Raw genomic sequence first — 19,154 nt, 5'->3', positions numbered from 1 at the left:
CTTAATTTCGGGCTCCGCAGGCCTCAATGACGTCTACACGTTGGCAAGTGATCCTAGCCTGCGGATAATGCAGGGTTTTCATTACGCGCCCAGGCGCGAGCCAAAGGCCAGACGATCATGAAAGACACTATTCGACAGCTTATTCAGAACGCCTTGGAGCGCCTTACTGCCGAAGGCATCTTGCCAGATGGTCTGACGCCGACCATCCAGGTCGAAAATACCAAGGACAAAAGTCACGGCGACTTTGCGAGCAATATCGCCATGATGCTGGCAAAACCTGCGGGCATGAAGCCCCGTGACCTTGCAGAAAAACTGATTGCAGCCCTGCCTGCCGACCCGAGCGTCAGCCAGGTGCAGATTGCGGGCCCGGGTTTTCTGAACTTCTTCCAGAATCACGAGCAACTGGCCCAGCGCCTGGATGATGCGCTGGCTGATACGCATCTGGCCATTCAGAAGGCTGCGCCCAAACAGCGGGTTGTTGTAGACCTCTCCTCTCCCAACCTGGCCAAGGAAATGCACGTGGGTCATCTGCGCTCCACCATCATTGGTGACGCCGTTGCACGTGTACTCGAATTTCTAGGGGATGATGTTATCCGGCAAAATCATGTCGGCGACTGGGGAACCCAGTTCGGCATGCTTCTCGCCTATCTTGAAGAACAGCCTGCGGCAGCTGAAAGCGAGCTTTCCGACCTGGAAACATTTTATCGAGCCGCCAAGAAGCGCTTCGATGAGTCTCCTGAATTTGCCGATCGCGCTCGCGAGCTGGTCGTCAAGCTGCAAGCGGGCGATGAAGCCTGCCTGAAACTATGGCACCGCTTCAATGAGATCTCCCTGAGTCACTGCCAGAAGGTCTATGACCGTCTGAACGTCAAACTCACACCTGCGGACGTAAAAGGAGAGAGTGCTTACAACAGCGAGCTACCTGGTATCGTGACCGAACTCGATGCCAAGGGCCTGCTTACCGAAAGCGATGGCGCCCGCTGCGTTTTCCTTGAAGAGTTCAAGAATGCGGAAGGCAATCCACTTCCGGTGATTGTGCAGAAGGCAGGAGGCGGCTACCTGTACGCCACGACCGATCTGGCAGCCATGCGCTACCGTAGCCAGGTTCTGAATGCCGATCGAGTCCTTTACTTTGTCGACCAGCGCCAAGCATTGCACTTCCAGATGGCCTTTGAAGTTGCTCGTCTGGCTGGTTTCGTTGCTCCATCCATGAGTCTTGAACATATGGGGTTCGGGACCATGAATGGCGCAGATGGCCGCCCTTTCAAGACGCGCGACGGCGGCACGATCAAGCTGATCGACCTGCTTGATGAAGCAGAAGATCGCGCCTACACCTTGGTCAAGGAAAAGAATCCCTCCCTGGAAGAAACCGAGCTGCGTGAAATTGCTCGTGCGGTGGGTATCGGCGCCGTCAAATACGCTGACCTGTCCAAGCACAGAACAAGCGACTATAGCTTCAACTTCGAGCTGATGCTTAGCTTTGAAGGCAATACGGCACCCTATCTGCTCTACGCCTATACCCGCGTCGCCAGTATCTTCCGCAAGCTTGGCCAGGGGTACGATGAGGTCGAAGGCCAGATTCGCCTGGAAGCTCCTCAGGAGCAAGATCTGGGTGCTCGTCTGGCCCAGTTTGGCGAAACCCTGAATTCGGTAGCGGAGAAAGGTGTGCCGCATCTTCTATGCGCCTATCTTTACGACATTGCTGGTCTCTTCTCCAGCTTTTACGAAAACTGCCCCATTCTCAGCGCAGAAGATCCTGCTCAACGGCAAAGCCGCCTACGCCTGGCCGCCCTGACCGGGCGCACCCTTAAACAAGGTCTCGAACTGCTAGGCCTGAATACACTGGAACGTATGTAAACGGACGTATATGGCAAAGAAAGCAGCACCTAAACGAGGCGCAAGCCGAAATCAGCCAGCCGCCAAGAAGCAGCCTATTCCCGGTTGGGTATGGCTGGCTTCGGGTCTTGCCATTGGTGGCTTCGTGGTCTTTCTGATGAAGCTTGAGCCGGGCAACGATGCCGTTCGTCGCTCCAAGGGTGAGGAGGCACAAGTTGCGTCCAAGACCAAACAGGAGGCTCCTACTACGCCAACCCCGGTCAAGCCCAAGTATGACTTCTATACACTGCTACCGGAGTCCGAAGTAATCGTGCCTCCGGACGCCGTGCCGCAGACGAGTCCACCCCCTACTCCACCCAAGCCTGAAACGCCGCCTGCGACGACAGCTCAGCTGTCTGCAGGCTCGCCACAGCAACCTCAGACACCTGCCCAGGCTGCTGCACAGACACCTGCTCAACAGCCCAAGACAGCAGCACAGCCACCTGTGACGCTGTTCTTCCTCCAGGCAGGCTCGTTTAGAACACAGGCTGACGCTGATCGGGTGCGAGCGCAGATCATCCTGATCGGTCAGGATGTGCGGGTAGAGTCAGGCAAGGTCAAGGATGACACATGGTATCGTGTCCTGGTCGGTCCCTTCAGAGATCGCAACCAACTGACCCAAGCTCAGAGCCAGCTGGCCAGCAACGGTTTCAAGAACCTGCTGCTCCAGCAACGCCAAGATCGATGACACATGGCGGCCGGAAAAGGCTTGAAGCCTTGGAAGGCCGTCCCCATATCTCCGGCAATCGCTTAAGGCATAGCAGGAGAACACCCTTGACCACTATCGTTTCAGTGCGTCGCAACGGCAAAGTCGTCATTGGCGGCGATGGCCAGGTATCCCTGGGTAATACCGTCATGAAGGGTAACGCACGTAAAGTCCGTCGCCTTTACCACGGCCAGGTGCTGGCAGGCTTCGCCGGCGGCACCGCGGATGCGTTCACTCTGTTCGAGCGCTTCGAGCAGCAACTCGACAAACATCAGGGCCATCTGGTCCGTGCCGCGGTAGAACTGGCCAAAGACTGGCGTACCGATCGTGCACTTCGCCGCCTGGAAGCCATGCTGGCAGTAGCCAACAAGGATGCCTCGCTGATCATTACCGGTAACGGTGATGTCGTCGAACCAGAAGAAGGCCTGATTGCCATGGGCTCCGGTGGCCCCTATGCACAAGCGGCCGCTCGTGCCCTGCTCACGCATACCGAGCTGAGTGCTCGAGAAATTGCCGAGACTGCGTTGAACATTGCGGGAGACATTTGTGTCTTCACTAACCGTAACCTGACTATTGAGGAGCTGGACGCTTCCTGAGTCCGGCCGGAATAACGACATGTCTATGACTCCACGTGAAATCGTTCACGAACTTAATCGCCATATCATTGGCCAGGATGATGCAAAGCGCGCCGTAGCCATCGCTCTGCGTAATCGCTGGCGTCGCATGCAGCTTCCACTGGAGCTGCGCGCTGAAGTCACTCCCAAGAACATTCTGATGATTGGCCCGACAGGTGTAGGTAAAACCGAGATCGCCCGTCGACTGGCCAAACTGGCGAATGCACCCTTCCTGAAGGTAGAAGCCACCAAGTTTACTGAAGTGGGCTATGTAGGCCGCGACGTTGAGTCCATCATCCGCGATCTGGCTGATGCTGCCGTTAAAATGCTGCGTGAGCAGGAAATCGTCAAAGTTCGTCATCGTGCTGAAGATGCTGCCGAAGAGCGGATTCTTGACGCACTGCTACCGCCTGCACGTGCAGTAGGTTTCAGTGAAGAACCGACTCGCAGCGAAGACTCCAACACGCGTCAACTCTTCCGCAAGCGACTGCGTGAAGGCCAGCTGGATGACAAGGAGATTGATATCGAAGTGGCTGAAGCGCCAGCAGGTATCGAGATCATGACTCCGCCCGGCATGGAGGAAATGACCAGCCAGTTGCAAAACCTCTTCTCCGGCCTGAACAAAGGCAAGATGAAGGCTCGCAAGCTCAAGGTTAAAGAAGCCTTCAAGCTGATCCGTGACGAGGAAGCTGCTCGTTTGGTCAACGAGGAAGAACTCAAGGCACGTGCCCTGGAAGCGGTCGAGCAGAACGGTATCGTCTTCATCGACGAGATCGACAAGGTTGCCAAGCGTGGCAACACCAGTGGCGCTGACGTATCCCGCGAGGGCGTACAGCGCGATCTGCTGCCACTGATCGAAGGTTGCACGGTAAATACCAAGCTAGGTATGGTCAAAACCGACCACATCCTGTTTATCGCCTCGGGCGCGTTCCACTTGTCCAAGCCCAGCGATCTGGTACCTGAGCTTCAGGGACGTCTGCCAATCCGTGTAGAACTCAAGGCCCTAACGCCTCAGGACTTCGAGCGCATTCTCACTGAACCGCACGCTTCACTGACAGAGCAATACCGTGAGCTGCTCAAGACTGAAGGCCTGGACGTCGAGTTCACGCCTGAAGGGATCAGCCGCATTGCGGAAATTGCCTGGCAGGTCAATGAGAAGACGGAAAATATTGGTGCGCGCCGCCTGCATACGCTATTGGAGCGATTGCTGGAGGAAGTCTCGTTCAGCGCTGCTGATCTGGCAGGCCAGCAGAATGGCGAGCCTATTCGGATCGATGCTGCCTATGTCAACGGCCACCTGGGCGAGTTGGCACAGGACGAGGATCTGTCGCGCTATATTCTGTAAGGACGTCGACAACCTATCGCTCGCAGCCTCAAGGCTGCGAGCTTATCAGCGAGACCTATTGCTATGCGTTTGCCCACGGCTATCCAGCTGCACAAAGCATCCAAAACCCTCACCGTTCAATACGATGCCGAGTCCTTTACGCTGCCTGCTGAATTTCTGCGCGTTCACTCGCCCTCTGCAGAAGTACAGGGTCACGGCAACCCCGTCCTGCAATTTGGCAAGAAGAACGTAGGCATCAGCCAAATCGAGGCAGCCGGTCAGTACGCATTGAAAATTACGTTCGATGACGGTCACGACAGTGGCTTGTTCACTTGGGAATACCTGTATGAACTCGGCCGCAATCAGGAGCAGATGTGGGCCGAGTACTTGTTTGCACTGGCCCGGGAAGGCAAGTCCAGAGATCCGGATGTATCCGTCGTCAAACTGATGCTATAACGCTCAAGCCTGTAGCGCTTTATCCAACTTCTTCTCGATTTCATGCTCAATCTGTGAGCTCAGGGCCGAGAAGAAGAACCCCAAGGTTGCGTCGACACGCACCGTGTCTTCGCCTACCTCGATACGCCCATCAACACCTGTACGGGAAAATTGCAGCGTATCACCCTCCCAACGGCACTCCACACCGTAATCACGCGTTAGCTTTTCGGCCAGCGCCCCCGCCTTGGCACGCGCAGTTTCAAGGCCTAGTGAATGGGAACGTTCGACACTGATTTGGGACATAGGAAGTACTCCAGCGAATTCGCCTGCGACTATAGCGGGGGCTGTCATGCACGAAAAGCACGAGAACTACCAAGTCAGGATGACCCATCTCATGGAATACCTATTTTCTAATGACTTTATCCGGCAAGAATGGACATCTCAGCGCATCAGCACTGCTAGAATGGTTGCTTATTCAAATGCAGGTGAAGCGTCATGAGCGATCAGCGCAAGGGCCCGGAGGCCGATCCCGTCACTCATTTCGGCTACCAGAGTGTGCCGGAAAGTCAGAAAGCTCAAAAAGTGGCCGAAGTGTTCCACTCGGTTGCAGCCAAATATGACGTGATGAATGACTTGATGTCTGCAGGCGTTCATCGCTTGTGGAAACGTTTCACGATCGAACTGTCCGGGGTTCGAAGTGGTAACCGCGTGCTGGATATTGCTGGCGGCACAGGCGACCTGACTAAACAGTTTTCCCGCCTGGTGGGCCCACGTGGTGAGGTCGTGCTGGCAGATATCAACGACTCGATGCTAAAGGTCGGTCGTGATCGCCTGATGGACGAAGGTATTGCCAACAATGTCAGCTTCGTACAGGCAGACGCTGAAAAGCTGCCCTTCCCAAACAATCACTTTGATTGTGTGACCATCGCCTTTGGATTGCGTAACGTGACCCACAAGGAAGCCGCTATCGCATCCATGCTACGCGTACTCAAGCCGGGCGGGCGTCTTCTGGTACTGGAGTTCTCCAAGCCGACCAGCCAGCTCCTGTCCAAGGCCTATGATGCTTACTCCTTCAGCCTTCTGCCGTTCATGGGCAAGCTGATCGCCAATGATTCGGCCAGTTACCGTTACCTGGCGGAGTCGATTCGCATGCATCCTGATCAGGACACGCTTAAAGCCATGATGGAAACCGCTGGATTTGAGCGCGTGACCTACCACAATATGACAGGTGGCATTGTTGCCCTGCACCGTGGCATAAAACCCTGATGATCCTACTGACCCAGGCCGTACTGGCTGCGCTGGAGCGCGGCCTGAATCCCTTACTGGCAATGGACGCTGTGGCGGGCCGCCGTCTTGCACGCCTGCAAGGCAAGGTCATTGCCATAGATTGTGCGGCTCCACGTTTTACCCTGTTCATCCTTCCGGCCTATGATGGTCTGCATTTTGCCGCCCACCATGAAGCAGAAGTCGACTGCACGCTGAAAGCACCTGCGTCTCGATTGGCTCAGCTGGCCTTGAGTCAGAACAAAACAGCGATCTTGCACAGCACCGATGTAACGCTTGAGGGGGATAGTGCAGCACTGATAGAGCTATCCGATATCCTGCAGAGCCTGGAGCTGGACTGGGAATACGAGCTCTCTCGCTGGCTGGGTCCAGTGCCTGCTGCACTGCTTGGACAATTCGTCCGAAAAGGGCGCGGGTGGACGGATCAAAGTCATGAGAGTCTGCGTCAAAGCCTGTCTGACTGGCTAGCTGAAGAAAGTCGCACCCTGGTTGGACGTCGGGAAGGTGATGCTCGCTTTGCGGAAATCGATACCTTGCGTCTAACTGTAGATCGTCTCGAGGCGCGTATCGATCGCCTTGCTCAACGCAGACATAAATAACCAATGAAGCTGTTTGCTGCCCTTCGACGCCTGCTGCGTATTTTCCTGGTTGTTGTTCGCTACCGCCTGGATGATCTGGTTTATGCGCTTCCACTGCCCTGGTATTTACGCCTGACAGGTTACTTTCTGCCATGGCGTTGGTTGCCTCGCCCTCGCAAGTCGCTGTCCCGAGGTGCTCGGTTGCGCCTTGCGCTAGAAGGTCTGGGCCCTGTTTTCATCAAGTTTGGCCAGATTCTTTCTACGCGCCGCGATCTTTTGCCGGAAGACGTGGCCAATGAGCTTATGTTTCTCCAGGACAAGGTTCCTCCCTTTCCTGGGGAGAAAGCCATTGCGCTGATCGAGTCTCAACTGGGCGCGCCCATTGCCCAGGTTTTCAGCCGCTTCGATATCACGCCGCTGGCCTCCGCTTCCGTCGCTCAGGTACATGCAGCACAGCTCCGAACAGGTGAAGAGGTAGTCGTCAAGGTCGTGCGACCAGGCCTGAAGCCTGTCATTTCTCAAGACCTGGCCTGGCTGTTTCTGCTGGCACGTATGGCAGAACGCGTTTCGGCCGAAGCGCGCCGTCTGCACCCCGTCGAAGTCGTCACGGATTATGAGAAGACCATCTACGATGAGCTCGATCTCTTACGTGAAGCAGCCAACTCCAGTCAGCTCAGAAGAAACTTCGAAGACTCTTCTCTGCTTTACGTTCCGCAGGTTTACTGGGACTGGTGCCGCCCTCGAGTACTGGTCATGGAGCGCATCTATGGCATCCCTGTGACTGACCTGAATGCCCTGCGAGACCAAGGCACAGATTTCAAGCTCCTGGCCGAGCGAGGGGTCGAGATCTTTTTTACCCAGGTGTTTCGCGACAGCTTTTTCCACGCGGACATGCATCCTGGCAATATCTTTGTCAGTACGGCGCACCCCTGGGATCCGAAATACATCGCGGTAGACTGCGGCATCATCGGGAGCCTTACACCTGAGGATCAGAATTATCTGGCCAGAAACCTGATGGCGTTCTTTCAGCGCGACTACCGCAAGGTGGCCCAGCTCCATATCGATTCAGGCTGGGTGCCGGCAACTACACAGGTCAACGAGTTCGAAGCAGCGATTCGAACTGTGTGCGAGCCGATTTTTGAAAAACCACTGAAAGATATTTCGTTTGGCCAATTGCTACTGCGTCTGTTCCAAGTGGCACGCCGGTTCAACATGGAGATTCAGCCTCAGCTGGTACTGCTTCAAAAAACGCTGCTGAATATTGAAGGGCTTGGACGCCAGCTTTATCCTGACCTGGACCTGTGGGCGACAGCCAAACCCTATCTTGAGCGCTGGATGCGCCAGCGCATGGGACCTACCCAGGTACTACGCAATATCCAGCAGCAGATCGAGCAGATCCCGCACCTGGCCCAGATGACCCGTGACACACTGGAGCGAATCACCCAACCCCACCGCAATGATCCACCCAACCCGTGGGGAAGACGAGACAACGCCTGGTTGCCCCGGCTATTTGGAGTCCTGCTGATTGGCGGTGCCTTCCAGACTGGATTTCAGTCCACGCCTGAAGGCTGGCCCGCCTGGATCATGCTGGTAACAGGCATCTATCTGGTCATTCGTGGCTAGGCAGGTCGTGCCAGCGCTGTCAGACTAATAATGTGTGTAATTTGCCGGGTAGACCATGAAAGACTGGCTTGAAGAAATCAACTGGAACAGTGACGGACTCGTACCGGCAATCGCTCAGGATTATCAGAGCGGGCGCGTCTTGATGATGGCCTGGATGAACCGTGAGTCCCTCGCTTTGACTGTAACTGAGAATCGTGCCATCTATTGGTCACGTTCAAGGCGTAAGCTATGGCGTAAGGGGGAGGACTCGGGTCATGTACAGAAGCTGCATGAGCTGCGTCTGGACTGCGATGCTGATGTCGTCATCCTCATAGTTGAGCAGTTAGGTGGTATTGCCTGTCACACAGGACGTGAAAGTTGTTTTTATCGTCGGTTTGAAGAGGGAGCCTGGAAAACGATTGATCCGGTTCTGAAAGATCCCGACGCGATATACACGCCAGGTCATAGCCATGAGTGATACGCTAAACAAAATTGCAGAGGTGCTTGAATCCCGCAAGGGCGCAGCGCCTGAAAGCTCCTATGTCGCCAGCCTTTACCACAAGGGGCTGAACAAGATCCTTGAAAAGGTAGGAGAAGAATCCATAGAAACCATCCTGGCGGCCAAAGATGCGGCCAGCAATGGAGACTCGACGGACCTTATCTATGAAACGGCAGATCTCTGGTTTCATAGTATGGTCATGCTGGCTGCGCTAGGCCAACATCCGCAGGCAGTGCTTGATGAATTGGATCGCCGCTTTGGGCTATCTGGACACGCTGAAAAAGCTGCTCGATCCGAATCCTGATTCTTGATGAGGTAATGTTATGGGTATTTTTGACTGGAAACACTGGATCGTCATCCTGATCGTTGTGGTACTGGTATTTGGTACCAAACGCCTTAAAACCCTAGGCACCGATGTAGGCGAGTCGATCAAGGGCTTCCGTAAGGCGATGAATACGGAAGAAGAGGAGAAGCCTGCGCAAGATCAGCAGAAGCCTCCACTCAATCAGCCCCATACGATTGACGCTCAACACCACAAGGTTGAAGAGCCCGTCCGTAAGGATTGAGTACCTATTATGTTTGGCATCAGCTTCAGTGAGTTAGCCCTGATAAGCCTGGTCGCCTTGCTGGTTTTAGGCCCAGAGCGCCTGCCAGGCGCTGCACGCACTGCAGGCCTGTGGATCGGTCGTCTCAAGCGTAGCTTCAATAACATACGGCAAGAGGTGGAACGTGAAATTGGTGCCGACGAAATACGGCGCCAGCTTCACACTGAGAATCTCTTGTCCTGGGAGCAACGCGACAAGGCCCGCCAGGAGACAGGTAATCCAGCACCGTCGGCTGAAACACCTACGCCGCCCAGCGATGACTCATCTGTCGTCAAGGATGACTTACCTGTCGTCAAATCGGCTCCGCCCAGTAACGTGACTCCGCCCCCCAGCGAGTCAAAGGATCAGCCTTCTCCACCGCGAGCCCCATGAGCGAAAAAAAACCTGAATATGAAGACCAGGAAATGCCTCTGGTCTCTCACCTGACTGAACTGCGGTCACGTTTGCTGCGCTGTGTGCTGGCGACGTTCCTGATTTTCGCCTGTCTGTTCTACTTCGCCCAGAAGATCTACGCTTTCGCGTCGGAACCTATCCGCAGGTTTCTGCCCGAAGGCGCCACGATGATCTCGACAGACGTCACGTCGCCGTTCCTTGCGCCCTTCAAGTTGACGCTTATTGTTTCCCTGTTTCTGGCCATGCCCGTCATCCTTTATCAGGTCTGGGGATTCATTGCGCCAGGTCTTTACAAGCATGAAAAGCGCGTCGCGCTTCCCTTGCTGATTTCAAGTATTTTGCTGTTTTACGCTGGAATGGCGTTTGCCTATTTCCTGGTCTTCCCGCTGATTTTCCACTTTTTCTCAAGCATCACGCCGGAAGGCGCCATGATGATGCCGGACCTGAACAGCTACTTGGATTTCATACTGACGCTATTCTTTGCATTTGGCGCTGCCTTTGAAATCCCTGTCGCAACCGTTCTGCTGATCTGGATCGGTATCGTCGATGTGGCCTACCTCAAGAAGGTACGTCCGTACGTCATTATCGGATGCTTCGTAGTAGGCATGATCCTGACGCCACCGGATGTACTTTCCCAGACCATGCTGGCGATTCCCATGTGGCTCCTGTTTGAAATTGGCCTCCTGTTTGGACGCTTCGTTCGAAAACGTGAGCCACACGAAGAAAAGACCTCGCACGAGGATCAGCCACCAGCGACTCATTCGTGAATCTGCTGCTGCTAGAACAGGAGGACTTCGTCGGAGACAATGAAGTCCTCCTTAAAGACCGGCGCTTTGCCCACCTGAAAGACATTCACCAAGCTGAGCGTGGTGATTCACTGAGGGTCGGCATGTTGAATGGTTTGATGGGCGAAGGCGAAATTCTTGACCTCACGCCTGATTCAGCGCGCATCAAACTCCAGCTGCACCAACCTGCCCCGCCTAAACTGCCCATAACACTCATTTTGGCGCTGCCGCGACCCAAGATGCTGCGTCGAGTATTGCAAGGCATCTCCTCCATGGGTGTAGCCCGGTTGGTTCTTATCAACAGCTATCGGGTTGAAAAGAGCTTCTGGCAAACCCCCTTTCTTGACCCCTCCGCTATTCGAGAGCAGCTGATTCTTGGCTTGGAGCAAGCACGAGATACCGTTTTACCTGAAGTCATCATAGAGAAACGGTTCAAGCCCTTTGTCGAGGATCGTCTTCCATCATTGGCGAAAGGGACGATTGGGCTGACAGGCCATCCTGGCAACTACCCACCCTGCCCTCGTGAAGTAAAAGGCCCCGTAACGCTGGCAATCGGCCCGGAAGGCGGCTGGATCCCTTATGAGGTGGATAAGCTGCAAGAGGCAGGGCTTGACCCTGTTCAACTGGGTGAACGTATCCTGCGTGTAGAAACAGCCGTTACAGCGCTCCTGGCCCGCCTGTTCTAACTTCTGTCGCCAATAAAAAAGCCCCAGCCATATTCTGACTGGGGCTTTTCATATGCCTTCTCAACCTTAGCGAGCAGGATTCACTGCAAGTGAAGCACTGTCTGCGTCAGGAAGCGCACTTGTTTCGGCAAATGCAGGTACGGGCAGAATGCGTCGGTACGCCTCCACCCAACGATCACGTGCTTCATCTGATTGCCACACCTGCAGATGCAGACGCGACATTCCAACAGGATCGCTCAAGATAGCCCACTGTGCATCCGAGTGCTTCTCGGGGCCGTCTGCTAGCACTTTTTCCAGGCGCTGCTGACGTAGTGCTTCGGCCTGAGGCACAACCTTGGCATGTCTTGCCTTGGCCATTCCACATGCCAGTGCGTTGATCAGCGGATCGACTACGGCCTGCAGGAAACCATGACGAAGAACGGTTTGGTTGTTCTGCTGCAAGTACTCGTCGGTCGCCACCAGCTCACGAGGCGGATTGTATTCTTCCGGAATCAGGAAGAAGCTGGAACGACGCGCCGCCATGCCGTAATTGGTACGGCTTGAGATGACTGACACCGGAGCGGAAAGCATCAGTGACACCACAATAGGCGATAGCCACCAGAGGAAACGTGGGTCCAACCAGGCTACACCGGCCGTCCAGATAATACCTAGCAGCATTTGTGAGCCATGACGCTTGAAGGCCTCGCTCCAAGGCGTGGCATCATCGTCACGCTGAGGCGAATTCCATTGCACTGACCAGCCCAGGAAGGCAGCAGTCACGAATACCGTATGGAACAGCATGCGTACAGGCGCCAGCAGAACCGAGAACAGCATTTCCAAGAGCATCGAACACAGCAACTTGAAACCGCCGCCGAATTCTTTTGCCCCCTTGGCCCAGATCAGGATGACGCTGAGCAGCTTTGGCAGGAACAACAGAATCAACGTGGTCGAGAACAAGGCAATTGCCTGCTCGGGATGCCACTGTGGCCAGACTGGGAACAACTGCCTTGGCTGCAGGAAGTACTGCGGCTCCATGAGCTTGTGTACGGCTAGAAGTGCAGTGGATAGCACCAGGAACAGGAACCAGAGCGGTGCCGACAAATAAGACATCACACCGGTCAGGAACACGGCCCGGTGTACCGGGTGCATACCCTTTACCAGGAACAGCCGGAAATTCATCAGGTTGCCATGGCACCAACGGCGGTCACGCTTGAGCTCATCCAGCAGGTTAGGCGGAAGCTCTTCGTAGCTACCGGGCATGTCGTATGCAATCCAGACTCCCCACCCTGCACGACGCATCAATGCAGCCTCAACGAAGTCGTGGGAAAGGATGGCACCTGCAAACGAGCCTTTACCGGGTAGAGGCGCCAATGCGCAATGCTCGATGAACGGCTTCACGCGAATGATTGCGTTATGTCCCCAATAGTGGGATTCACCCAGCTGCCAGAAATGCAGGCCCGCCGTGAAGAGCGGCCCGTACACCCGGGTAGCAAACTGCTGGAGACGCGCATAGAGCGTATCCATACCTGAAGCTTTGGGTGCGGACTGGATGATACCTGCTCGCGGATTAGCTTCCATCAGGCGCACAAGGCCTGTGAGACATTCACCGCTCATGACGCTATCAGCATCCAGCACGACCATATAGCGGTACTGGCTGCCCCAACGGCGGCAGAAGTCATCGATATTACCGCTCTTGCGCTTCACACGGCGGCGGCGACGGCGATAGAAAATCTTGCCGTAACCTTTTACCGCATGGCAGAGCTCAAGCCAGGACTTCTGCTCGGCAACACATTTGTCCGGATTGTTACTGTCACTCAGGATAAAGAAGTCGAAATGCTCAAGCTGCCCGGTCGCTGCTACAGACTCATAGGTCGCACGCAAACCGGCAAACACCCGAGCGACGTCTTCGTTGGCGATCGGCATGACAATGGCGGTACGCGCCTCAGGCGCAATCACTTCGTCCCCGACAGTACTGGCGGAAATACTGTACTTATCCCGTCCGGTCAGTAGCTGCCAGAAGCCCATCAGGGCCGTCCAAAAACCGGCAGAAACCCAGCAGAACAAGGTTGCAAACAGCAGAAGGATACTGGTCTGCAACACATAGGGAAGCACCTGCCTGGCAGACTCCAGAAGCCCTTGATCCCAGACCTCTCCAAGATCGACCAGTGACCACCCTTGATAGGGCAGAACAGCTTTCATGTACCAGGTAGCGATACCTGTTTGAAGGAGCATGAGCACCAGCAGGATGAAACGACGGAAAGCCCCTACTTTGCGCCAGTGAGCGTGTGCGTCCGCCTCCTCATCAGGTACCTGACGAGCCTCCTGTTTGCGACCCAGCAGACGATGCCATATACGTACTACGGGATTGGTACGCCATGGCTCCGGCAACATCTGGGACCGCGTGATGGCAGGCATGGTACGGATATTGGTCCGCCCCTGAGCATCAACGGTAAGCAGGTCACCTTCGGACAGGGCATCACCCCAACCCATTTTCAAGCGTGCTTCTACAGAACTCAGTGCAGGATCATTTCTAACAGACTCAGTGGACGCAAGCTTTCCGTGCAGGGAAGCCAAGCCCTCAGCGTCGGTACTGCCTACACCGCTCGCGAGTTGCTGCCGCTCGGCCTCCCCGAGCGGCAAGCGCTCGAGGTAGTCCTGAACGGGTGTTGTTTCTTTACGGTTATTCATTGGCAGGCAACTGATAGCTCCAGGTTTCGGTCAGCGTCTTATCGCCTTCCGCCAACGCAGCACGTATTTCTACGGGCTTGGTAGCGTCCTTGACCTTCAGACGCAGCGTCAAACGCCAGCCTTTGGTGACAGGGTTATAACGAACATTGTTTTCAATCAGATCACCATTGTCGTTAAGACTGACCTGCGAGGCCACCTGTGCACTTTCCGGCAGGTTCTTGAGAACCGGGCCTTCAAAGTCAATGATGAAGGCGGTGCTTCCATCTGCCTGGCGAACCAGATTGGGCTGCTTGACGTCGCCGGTCGAGAGGCGAGTTTGCTGAACCCAGGCCACATCAGGCGAGTGCAGAGCAGGCTCGTCCATGGTGAAATGCAGACGATAGCTCAGATCAATCGGCTCACCGGCCTGAGGTATGGTGTCTGGTGTCCAGAAGGCAACGATGTTGTCGTTGGTTTCGTCTGGTGTCGGTATTTCGACCAGCTCGACCTTGCCTTTGCCCCAGTCACCCTTGGTTTCAACCCAACCGCTTGGCCGCAGATCGTAACGATCATCCAGATCTTCGTAACGGCTGAACTCACGGCCGCGCTGTAGAAGACCGAAGCCCTTGGGGTTTTCGACTGTATAGGTGCTGATGGAAAGACGCTTGGGATTATTCAGCGGACGCCAGATCCACTCGTCATTACCCGCATGAATGGCCAGGCCATTGGAATCGTGCAGGGCTGGACGATAGTTGACCTGCGGGCTTGGCTGATTGGGTCCGAACAGGTACATGCTGGTGAGTGGCGCAATACCCAGCTTGCCTACATTATCGCGCAGGTAAACGCGCGCCTGCACATCAACTGTGCTGTCGCTACCAGGGGTAACGACCATCTTGTAGGCACCCGTAGCACGGGGAGAATCCAGCAAGGCGTAAATCACCAGATTACGGCGGTCCGGCTGTGGGTGCTCGACCCAGAACTCACGGAAGCGAGGGAATTCTTCGCCGGACGGCAGGGCGGTATCGATCGCCAGGCCACGCGCAGACAGGCCATACACCTGATCCTTGCCTACTACACGGAAATAGCTGGCGCCCAACATGGTCACAAACTCATCCTGCTTGTCGGGCTTGTTCAGCGGATAGGTTATGCGGAAACCGGCAAATCCCAAATCCTTGAGGGCAGCCTGATCCAGCTGCAGATTGCCGAAATCGAAATAGGATGGATCGTACTTGACCTCGTTGACACCCGTTGCCGTGACTTCATTGATCTTCACTGGCACGTCGAAATGCATGCCCTGATGATAGAGGTTCAGCTGGAACGGTGTTTTCTCTCCAGACCAGAGCGCCTTGTCCTGGCGGAAACGGATCTGCTGGTAATCAGCGAACTTCATGTCACGGAGAACGGCAGGCAGATTGCTCTTGGGCGCAGCGAATTTTTGTTCGGCAAGGCTTTTGGCCTGCACTGATACGTCATCGAGGCTAAACGCCCAGGCCTTGGCCCCAAACATTGCCATGATGGCCGTAAAACTCAGCACGATGGCCTTAGCCTTACCTGGCTTGGAATTAGTATTCAAATACAACGCAGCCCCCTTAATCAGCGTACGAATCGTTGAACGACGCATGGCCATTCACGGATAAGCAGTCGTCGGACTGACAAGATCGCGAATGATTCCGCACAAAGCGTGTCGGTCGTTCCAAACTGCGCAATCATAGACACTTCCAGAAAACCTGTAAGAGTCTGTTGCTCAAATAGATAATAAAAATGTTACCGGACCATCATTGGTCAGTGAAACTTGCATATCGGCCCCAAAACGACCTGTTGCCACATGGGCATGGCGGTAACGCGCAAGCCCTACCAGATGCGAGAACACCGCTGCGCCCTGTGCAGGCGGCGCTGCGGTCGAGAAGCTCGGACGCAAACCACTTTGCGTATCTGCCACCAGCGTAAACTGCGAAACCAGTAGCAACCCACCTCCTGCATCCGTAAGCGAGCGATTCATTCGCCCTTCCGCGTCCGAAAAAACCCGGTAATTAAGAACCTTGTGCAGCATTTTTTCGCAAGTTACTTCATTGTCCGTCGGTTCTATGCCCACCAAGGCCAGAAGCCCCTGGTTGATCTCACCGACTATCTCACCGTCTACCTCTACACGCGCCTGCGTGACGCGCTGTATAAGGACTTTCATTCAGCCTCCGGGGGAACATCGAGCAACTGTCGTGCCATGGCATCGGTTGCACGTACCAAGGCATCACAGATGCCCGGTTCGCCACCGGCATGACCTGCGTCGCGCACGATTTGCAGCTCACTATTAGACCAGGCCTTGTGCAAGGCCCAGGCATTATCCAGCGGACAGACCACGTCATATCGGCCATGAACGATGACACCGGGAATATGGGCGATCTTGGGCATATCCCTGATCAATTGGTTGGGCTCAAGAAACGCATTGTTGACAAAGTAGTGGCACTCTATGCGCGCAATGGACAATGCGTGCTCTGAAAATCGCTCGACCACATCAGGATTTGGTCGAAGCGTCGCCGTACGCCCCTCCCAACAGGACCAGGCTCTGGCAGCGCCCATCTGGGCAATTTCATCAGGGCAACTGAGCCGCTTGTAATAGGCCTGCATCAGGTTGCCTCGCTCCTGTTCAGGAATCGGTGCGAGATAGTCTTGCCAGTAGTCGGGGAACAGACGGCTCGCCCCATCCTGATAGAACCAGTGGAAGTCCTCAGGACGACATAGAAAGATGCCTCGAAGGATCAGGGCATGTACACGATCCGGGTGCGTCTGCGCATAGGCCAGCGCCAGAGTCGATCCCCAGGAGCCGCCGAAAAGTACCCATTTTTCAATTCCCAGATGCTCACGGATACGTTCCATGTCAGCAACCAGGTCCCAGGTTGTATTGCGCTCCAGACTGGCATAAGGGGTTGAGCGCCCGCACCCACGCTGATCGAATGTGACAATCCGGTAAAGGCCTGGATCAAAGAACCGCCGGCTCAACGCGTCGCAGCCTGCACCGGGTCCTCCATGAATGAACAGCACAGGTAGGCCATCCGGTGAACCGCTTTCGTCCAGATAAAGGACATGAGGATCATCTACAGCAAGTGTGTGGCGGGCGTATGGCTTGATTTCCGGATAGAGGCTGTGCATGTTACTCCCCTTCGGGCTTGTCAGTGGCGATAAAGCATCGTCGTATTTGTCCGTGCTATAGCCATCATAGCGCTAACCTAACCAGGAAAAGGAATTCTCGTGATGCGTTTGACCACCTGTCTACTCATTTCTTCACTTCCGTTATTTATCGTGGGCTGCAAAAGCGATCCTCAGCAAGCACTCGACAAGGCAGCTGATCAATTGCAAGCCAGCCTGGAAGCCAAGAAAACCGGAGCGGTATATGAACAACTGCACCCACAGTTTCTGGCCCAGCAACAGAACGATCGTGCGTGGGCCCGCCAAACCATGGCAGGTATGTTTCTAAAATATCGCAATATCCATATTGTTACCTTCCGCAAACACAGTCAGATCGATGCCACTTACCAGAACAAAGGCTATACGGATGCCGAGGTAGGCATGACAGGGGCTGAAGGCCTTCTGCCTGATGCGGCCCGCCACTACAGTGTAAGGCTGGAGTGGTGGAAAGAAGGCGACGACTGGAAGCTGGCGCGAGCGGATTGGCAGTAAATGATTGTTATACCCCACGTGTACACTCACGTACGAGACACACTCATTCTCTGATCGGAACGTTTCCATGTCTTCAGCCGACTCTGTACACCTGCTGATTATCGATCCACAAAATGACTTTTGTGATATTGCGGATGCTGCGCTTCCTGTCCCAGAGGCAAGTGCTGATCTCCGAAAGGTTGCCAGCTTGATACACATGTGGGGACACAGACTGGACGCCATTCACGTCACGCTGGATTCTCACCAACCTTTGCACATAGCGCATCCGTCCTGGTGGCAGGATGCCGAAGGGCACTCCCCTCCTCCGTTCACGGTTATTTCTGTGGATGATATCGAGCAGGGCCGCTGGACAGCCTGCGTGCCGGAAAAGCAGAGCTATAGTCTTGAATATGTGAAAGCTCTGGCCGAGCGTGGGCGATATCAGTTGACCATATGGCCGGAGCACTGCCTGGTCGGAAGTTGGGGTCATAATGTCTATACGCCCCTGCTCGATGCACTCAACGAATGGGGCAGGACGCGCTTGAAGACGGTCCATTACATTCCGAAGGGCAACAATCCCAACACAGAGCATTACTCCGCCATTGCCGCTGAAGTGCCAGATCCTGACGATCCAGGTACACGATCCAATACCCATCTGTTGAATCAACTGGAACAGGCTCAGACTGTACTGATCGCCGGCGAAGCCCTCTCTCACTGCGTCGCAGGAACCGTTAGAGATATCGCGGATCACTTGGGCGAGACCAGTCTTCATCGCCTCGTGCTGCTCACCGACTGCTCACATGCAGTACCCGGTTTCGAACATCTGGCGGAACGCTTTATTGAAGAAATGAAGGCAAAGGGCGTCAGGTGCCTGACCAGCAAAGAGGTTGAGCCCCTACTCGCCGAGTCATAAAGCGTACATAACGATCGGCCATCGCTTCGTGCAATGGCCGATACGCTTTATTTCAACTCATACAGACCGGTATAAGTTGCGGAGGCGATCTGGTTCAGATGCGTCATGAACCGTGCTACTGCATTGGTAGCCTCTGCTGGCACAGGCAGGCTTTCGACTGCCAGCGCATGGATTTGAAAGATATACCGGTGCGCTTTATCGCCTTTTGGCGGCGCGGCACCACCAAATCCAACGGTTCCATAGTCATTGCGCAACTGTAGAGCCCCTTTTGGCAGCAGGCTTCCATCTGCGTAGCCTGCGCCTTCCGGCAAGTTTTTGACATCGGCAGGTATGTTCACCACAACCCAGTGCCAGAACCCGCTGCCGGTTGGAGCGTCGGGATCGTACACCGTCAAGGCGAAACTCTTGGTTCCCGGCGGAGGATTCTCCCACATGAGCGCGGGTGAAATATTTTCACCCGATACGCCAAAGGCCTCAACATCAAATTCCTGGCGCTTTGACATCAAACCATTATCAGCGAACGCATCGGTCCACAGGCGAAACTCCGAATCGGCCATG

Annotated in this window: 22 protein-coding genes; 16 read left to right on the top strand and 6 right to left on the bottom strand. The window is 55.0% G+C overall.

Translation table 11 applies throughout. The features are described 5' to 3' along the window. The first annotated feature begins 117 nt into the window (after nt 1-117). The 5 genes from argS to AC4LF3_RS03365 all read left to right on the top strand — a co-directional run bounded on the left by argS (nt 118) and on the right by AC4LF3_RS03365 (nt 4,975). Nucleotides 118-1,857, top strand: coding sequence for an arginine--tRNA ligase (argS, locus tag AC4LF3_RS03385; protein WP_286788303.1), 1,740 nt, complete (start codon nt 118-120; stop codon nt 1,855-1,857). A 10-nt stretch (nt 1,858-1,867) separates the two neighbouring features. Next, a complete protein-coding gene (locus AC4LF3_RS03380; protein ID WP_491834770.1) occupies nt 1,868-2,563 on the top strand; it encodes an SPOR domain-containing protein in 696 nt (231 codons plus the stop codon). 86 nt (nt 2,564-2,649) lie between these two features. Beyond that, a complete protein-coding gene (hslV, locus tag AC4LF3_RS03375) occupies nt 2,650-3,177 on the top strand; it encodes an ATP-dependent protease subunit HslV (RefSeq protein ID WP_010797022.1) in 528 nt (175 codons plus the stop codon). 19 nt (nt 3,178-3,196) lie between these two features. After that, the gene (gene hslU / locus AC4LF3_RS03370; protein ID WP_010797021.1) at nt 3,197-4,540 is read left to right on the top strand and encodes an ATP-dependent protease ATPase subunit HslU; all 1,344 of its coding nucleotides are present in this window, start codon (nt 3,197-3,199) and stop codon (nt 4,538-4,540) included. A 63-nt stretch (nt 4,541-4,603) separates the two neighbouring features. Then, entirely contained in the window at nt 4,604-4,975 is a 372-nt protein-coding gene (locus AC4LF3_RS03365) for a gamma-butyrobetaine hydroxylase family protein (RefSeq protein WP_491834769.1), read from the top strand. A 3-nt stretch (nt 4,976-4,978) separates the two neighbouring features. On the opposite strand, the gene AC4LF3_RS03360 is transcribed toward AC4LF3_RS03365, so the two are convergent. Beyond that, nucleotides 4,979-5,257: a polyhydroxyalkanoic acid system family protein gene (locus AC4LF3_RS03360; RefSeq protein WP_491834768.1), complete on the bottom strand. Its 279-nt coding sequence runs from the start codon at nt 5,255-5,257 to the stop codon at nt 4,979-4,981. A 192-nt stretch (nt 5,258-5,449) separates the two neighbouring features. Between AC4LF3_RS03360 and ubiE the strand changes: the two genes are divergently transcribed. Genes ubiE through AC4LF3_RS03315 form a run of 9 tightly spaced genes read left to right on the top strand, consistent with a single transcriptional unit; the run spans nt 5,450 to nt 11,386 of the window. Beyond that, nucleotides 5,450-6,220 (top strand): bifunctional demethylmenaquinone methyltransferase/2-methoxy-6-polyprenyl-1,4-benzoquinol methylase UbiE, encoded by a 771-nt coding sequence (gene ubiE, locus AC4LF3_RS03355; RefSeq protein ID WP_010797018.1) that lies wholly within the window; start codon nt 5,450-5,452, stop codon nt 6,218-6,220. Further along, nucleotides 6,220-6,837 carry a ubiquinone biosynthesis accessory factor UbiJ gene (locus AC4LF3_RS03350; protein WP_491834767.1) on the top strand — a complete coding sequence of 206 codons (618 nt, stop codon included), beginning with the start codon at nt 6,220-6,222 and terminating at the stop codon, nt 6,835-6,837. Before ubiE ends, AC4LF3_RS03350 begins: the two co-directional genes overlap by 1 nt. Before the next feature lie 3 nt (nt 6,838-6,840). Continuing rightward, nucleotides 6,841-8,439 carry a ubiquinone biosynthesis regulatory protein kinase UbiB gene (gene ubiB / locus AC4LF3_RS03345; RefSeq protein ID WP_010797016.1) on the top strand — a complete coding sequence of 533 codons (1,599 nt, stop codon included), beginning with the start codon at nt 6,841-6,843 and terminating at the stop codon, nt 8,437-8,439. A 55-nt stretch (nt 8,440-8,494) separates the two neighbouring features. Then, nucleotides 8,495-8,896, top strand: a complete 402-nt coding sequence (gene hisI, locus AC4LF3_RS03340; RefSeq protein ID WP_122043480.1) for a phosphoribosyl-AMP cyclohydrolase — start codon at nt 8,495-8,497, stop codon at nt 8,894-8,896. Next, entirely contained in the window at nt 8,889-9,221 is a 333-nt protein-coding gene (locus AC4LF3_RS03335) for a phosphoribosyl-ATP diphosphatase (RefSeq protein WP_010797014.1), read from the top strand. Before hisI ends, AC4LF3_RS03335 begins: the two co-directional genes overlap by 8 nt. A 19-nt stretch (nt 9,222-9,240) precedes the next feature. Beyond that, entirely contained in the window at nt 9,241-9,483 is a 243-nt protein-coding gene (locus AC4LF3_RS03330; protein ID WP_019363975.1) for a twin-arginine translocase TatA/TatE family subunit, read from the top strand. Between the two features lie 9 nt (nt 9,484-9,492). Next, complete coding sequence (gene tatB, locus AC4LF3_RS03325) at nt 9,493-9,894, top strand: Sec-independent protein translocase protein TatB (protein ID WP_019363974.1); 402 nt, start codon at nt 9,493-9,495, stop codon at nt 9,892-9,894. Further along, on the top strand, nt 9,891-10,682 hold the full coding sequence (tatC, locus tag AC4LF3_RS03320; protein WP_010797011.1) for a twin-arginine translocase subunit TatC: 792 nt from the start codon (nt 9,891-9,893) through the stop codon (nt 10,680-10,682). The genes tatB and tatC overlap by 4 nt, the downstream gene beginning before the upstream one ends. After that, nucleotides 10,679-11,386 (top strand): 16S rRNA (uracil(1498)-N(3))-methyltransferase, encoded by a 708-nt coding sequence (locus AC4LF3_RS03315; protein ID WP_491834766.1) that lies wholly within the window; start codon nt 10,679-10,681, stop codon nt 11,384-11,386. The genes tatC and AC4LF3_RS03315 overlap by 4 nt, the downstream gene beginning before the upstream one ends. A gap of 66 nt (nt 11,387-11,452) precedes the next feature. Here the strand turns inward: AC4LF3_RS03315 and mdoH are convergent, their stop codons facing one another. The 4 genes from mdoH to pip all read right to left on the bottom strand — a co-directional run bounded on the left by mdoH (nt 11,453) and on the right by pip (nt 17,176). Beyond that, nucleotides 11,453-14,053 (bottom strand): glucans biosynthesis glucosyltransferase MdoH, encoded by a 2,601-nt coding sequence (gene mdoH / locus AC4LF3_RS03310; protein WP_491834765.1) that lies wholly within the window; start codon nt 14,051-14,053, stop codon nt 11,453-11,455. After that, nucleotides 14,046-15,545: a glucan biosynthesis protein G gene (locus AC4LF3_RS03305; protein WP_100217696.1), complete on the bottom strand. Its 1,500-nt coding sequence runs from the start codon at nt 15,543-15,545 to the stop codon at nt 14,046-14,048. Before AC4LF3_RS03305 ends, mdoH begins: the two co-directional genes overlap by 8 nt. A 231-nt stretch (nt 15,546-15,776) precedes the next feature. Continuing rightward, entirely contained in the window at nt 15,777-16,214 is a 438-nt protein-coding gene (gene dtd, locus AC4LF3_RS03300; protein ID WP_010797007.1) for a D-aminoacyl-tRNA deacylase, read from the bottom strand. Beyond that, a complete protein-coding gene (pip, locus tag AC4LF3_RS03295) occupies nt 16,211-17,176 on the bottom strand; it encodes a prolyl aminopeptidase (protein WP_010797006.1) in 966 nt (321 codons plus the stop codon). The genes dtd and pip overlap by 4 nt, the downstream gene beginning before the upstream one ends. Nucleotides 17,177-17,278: 102 nt before the next feature. Between pip and AC4LF3_RS03290 the strand changes: the two genes are divergently transcribed. Both AC4LF3_RS03290 and AC4LF3_RS03285 read left to right on the top strand, forming a co-directional pair. Beyond that, complete coding sequence (locus tag AC4LF3_RS03290; protein WP_010797005.1) at nt 17,279-17,704, top strand: type 1 periplasmic-binding domain-containing protein; 426 nt, start codon at nt 17,279-17,281, stop codon at nt 17,702-17,704. A 67-nt stretch (nt 17,705-17,771) separates the two neighbouring features. Then, nucleotides 17,772-18,596, top strand: coding sequence for a cysteine hydrolase family protein (locus AC4LF3_RS03285; protein WP_491834764.1), 825 nt, complete (start codon nt 17,772-17,774; stop codon nt 18,594-18,596). A gap of 47 nt (nt 18,597-18,643) precedes the next feature. On the opposite strand, the gene AC4LF3_RS03280 is transcribed toward AC4LF3_RS03285, so the two are convergent. Continuing rightward, nucleotides 18,644-19,153 (bottom strand): YbhB/YbcL family Raf kinase inhibitor-like protein, encoded by a 510-nt coding sequence (locus AC4LF3_RS03280; RefSeq protein WP_239381979.1) that lies wholly within the window; start codon nt 19,151-19,153, stop codon nt 18,644-18,646. Nucleotide 19,154 lies beyond the last annotated feature (1 nt).

Source organism: Pseudomonas sp. C2.3V (assembly GCF_058536325.1).
Note: the sequence above shows the minus strand (reverse complement) of the source record. Positions and strands in the feature narration are given on the sequence as shown.

Coding starts and splice junctions, on each gene's coding strand:
- hisI (WP_122043480.1), top strand. CDS start 8,495: ATGAAAGACTGGCTTGAAGAAATCAACTGGAACAGTGACGGACTCGTA.
- mdoH (WP_491834765.1), bottom strand. CDS start 14,053: ATGAATAACCGTAAAGAAACAACACCCGTTCAGGACTACCTCGAGCGC.
- ubiB (WP_010797016.1), top strand. CDS start 6,841: ATGAAGCTGTTTGCTGCCCTTCGACGCCTGCTGCGTATTTTCCTGGTT.
- ubiE (WP_010797018.1), top strand. CDS start 5,450: ATGAGCGATCAGCGCAAGGGCCCGGAGGCCGATCCCGTCACTCATTTC.
- AC4LF3_RS03285 (WP_491834764.1), top strand. CDS start 17,772: ATGTCTTCAGCCGACTCTGTACACCTGCTGATTATCGATCCACAAAAT.
- AC4LF3_RS03280 (WP_239381979.1), bottom strand. CDS start 19,153: ATGGCCGATTCGGAGTTTCGCCTGTGGACCGATGCGTTCGCTGATAAT.
- argS (WP_286788303.1), top strand. CDS start 118: ATGAAAGACACTATTCGACAGCTTATTCAGAACGCCTTGGAGCGCCTT.
- AC4LF3_RS03290 (WP_010797005.1), top strand. CDS start 17,279: ATGCGTTTGACCACCTGTCTACTCATTTCTTCACTTCCGTTATTTATC.
- tatB (WP_019363974.1), top strand. CDS start 9,493: ATGTTTGGCATCAGCTTCAGTGAGTTAGCCCTGATAAGCCTGGTCGCC.
- AC4LF3_RS03380 (WP_491834770.1), top strand. CDS start 1,868: ATGGCAAAGAAAGCAGCACCTAAACGAGGCGCAAGCCGAAATCAGCCA.
- AC4LF3_RS03365 (WP_491834769.1), top strand. CDS start 4,604: ATGCGTTTGCCCACGGCTATCCAGCTGCACAAAGCATCCAAAACCCTC.
- pip (WP_010797006.1), bottom strand. CDS start 17,176: ATGCACAGCCTCTATCCGGAAATCAAGCCATACGCCCGCCACACACTT.
- hslU (WP_010797021.1), top strand. CDS start 3,197: ATGTCTATGACTCCACGTGAAATCGTTCACGAACTTAATCGCCATATC.
- AC4LF3_RS03330 (WP_019363975.1), top strand. CDS start 9,241: ATGGGTATTTTTGACTGGAAACACTGGATCGTCATCCTGATCGTTGTG.
- dtd (WP_010797007.1), bottom strand. CDS start 16,214: ATGAAAGTCCTTATACAGCGCGTCACGCAGGCGCGTGTAGAGGTAGAC.
- tatC (WP_010797011.1), top strand. CDS start 9,891: ATGAGCGAAAAAAAACCTGAATATGAAGACCAGGAAATGCCTCTGGTC.
- AC4LF3_RS03335 (WP_010797014.1), top strand. CDS start 8,889: ATGAGTGATACGCTAAACAAAATTGCAGAGGTGCTTGAATCCCGCAAG.
- AC4LF3_RS03305 (WP_100217696.1), bottom strand. CDS start 15,545: ATGGCAATGTTTGGGGCCAAGGCCTGGGCGTTTAGCCTCGATGACGTA.
- AC4LF3_RS03350 (WP_491834767.1), top strand. CDS start 6,220: ATGATCCTACTGACCCAGGCCGTACTGGCTGCGCTGGAGCGCGGCCTG.
- AC4LF3_RS03360 (WP_491834768.1), bottom strand. CDS start 5,257: ATGTCCCAAATCAGTGTCGAACGTTCCCATTCACTAGGCCTTGAAACT.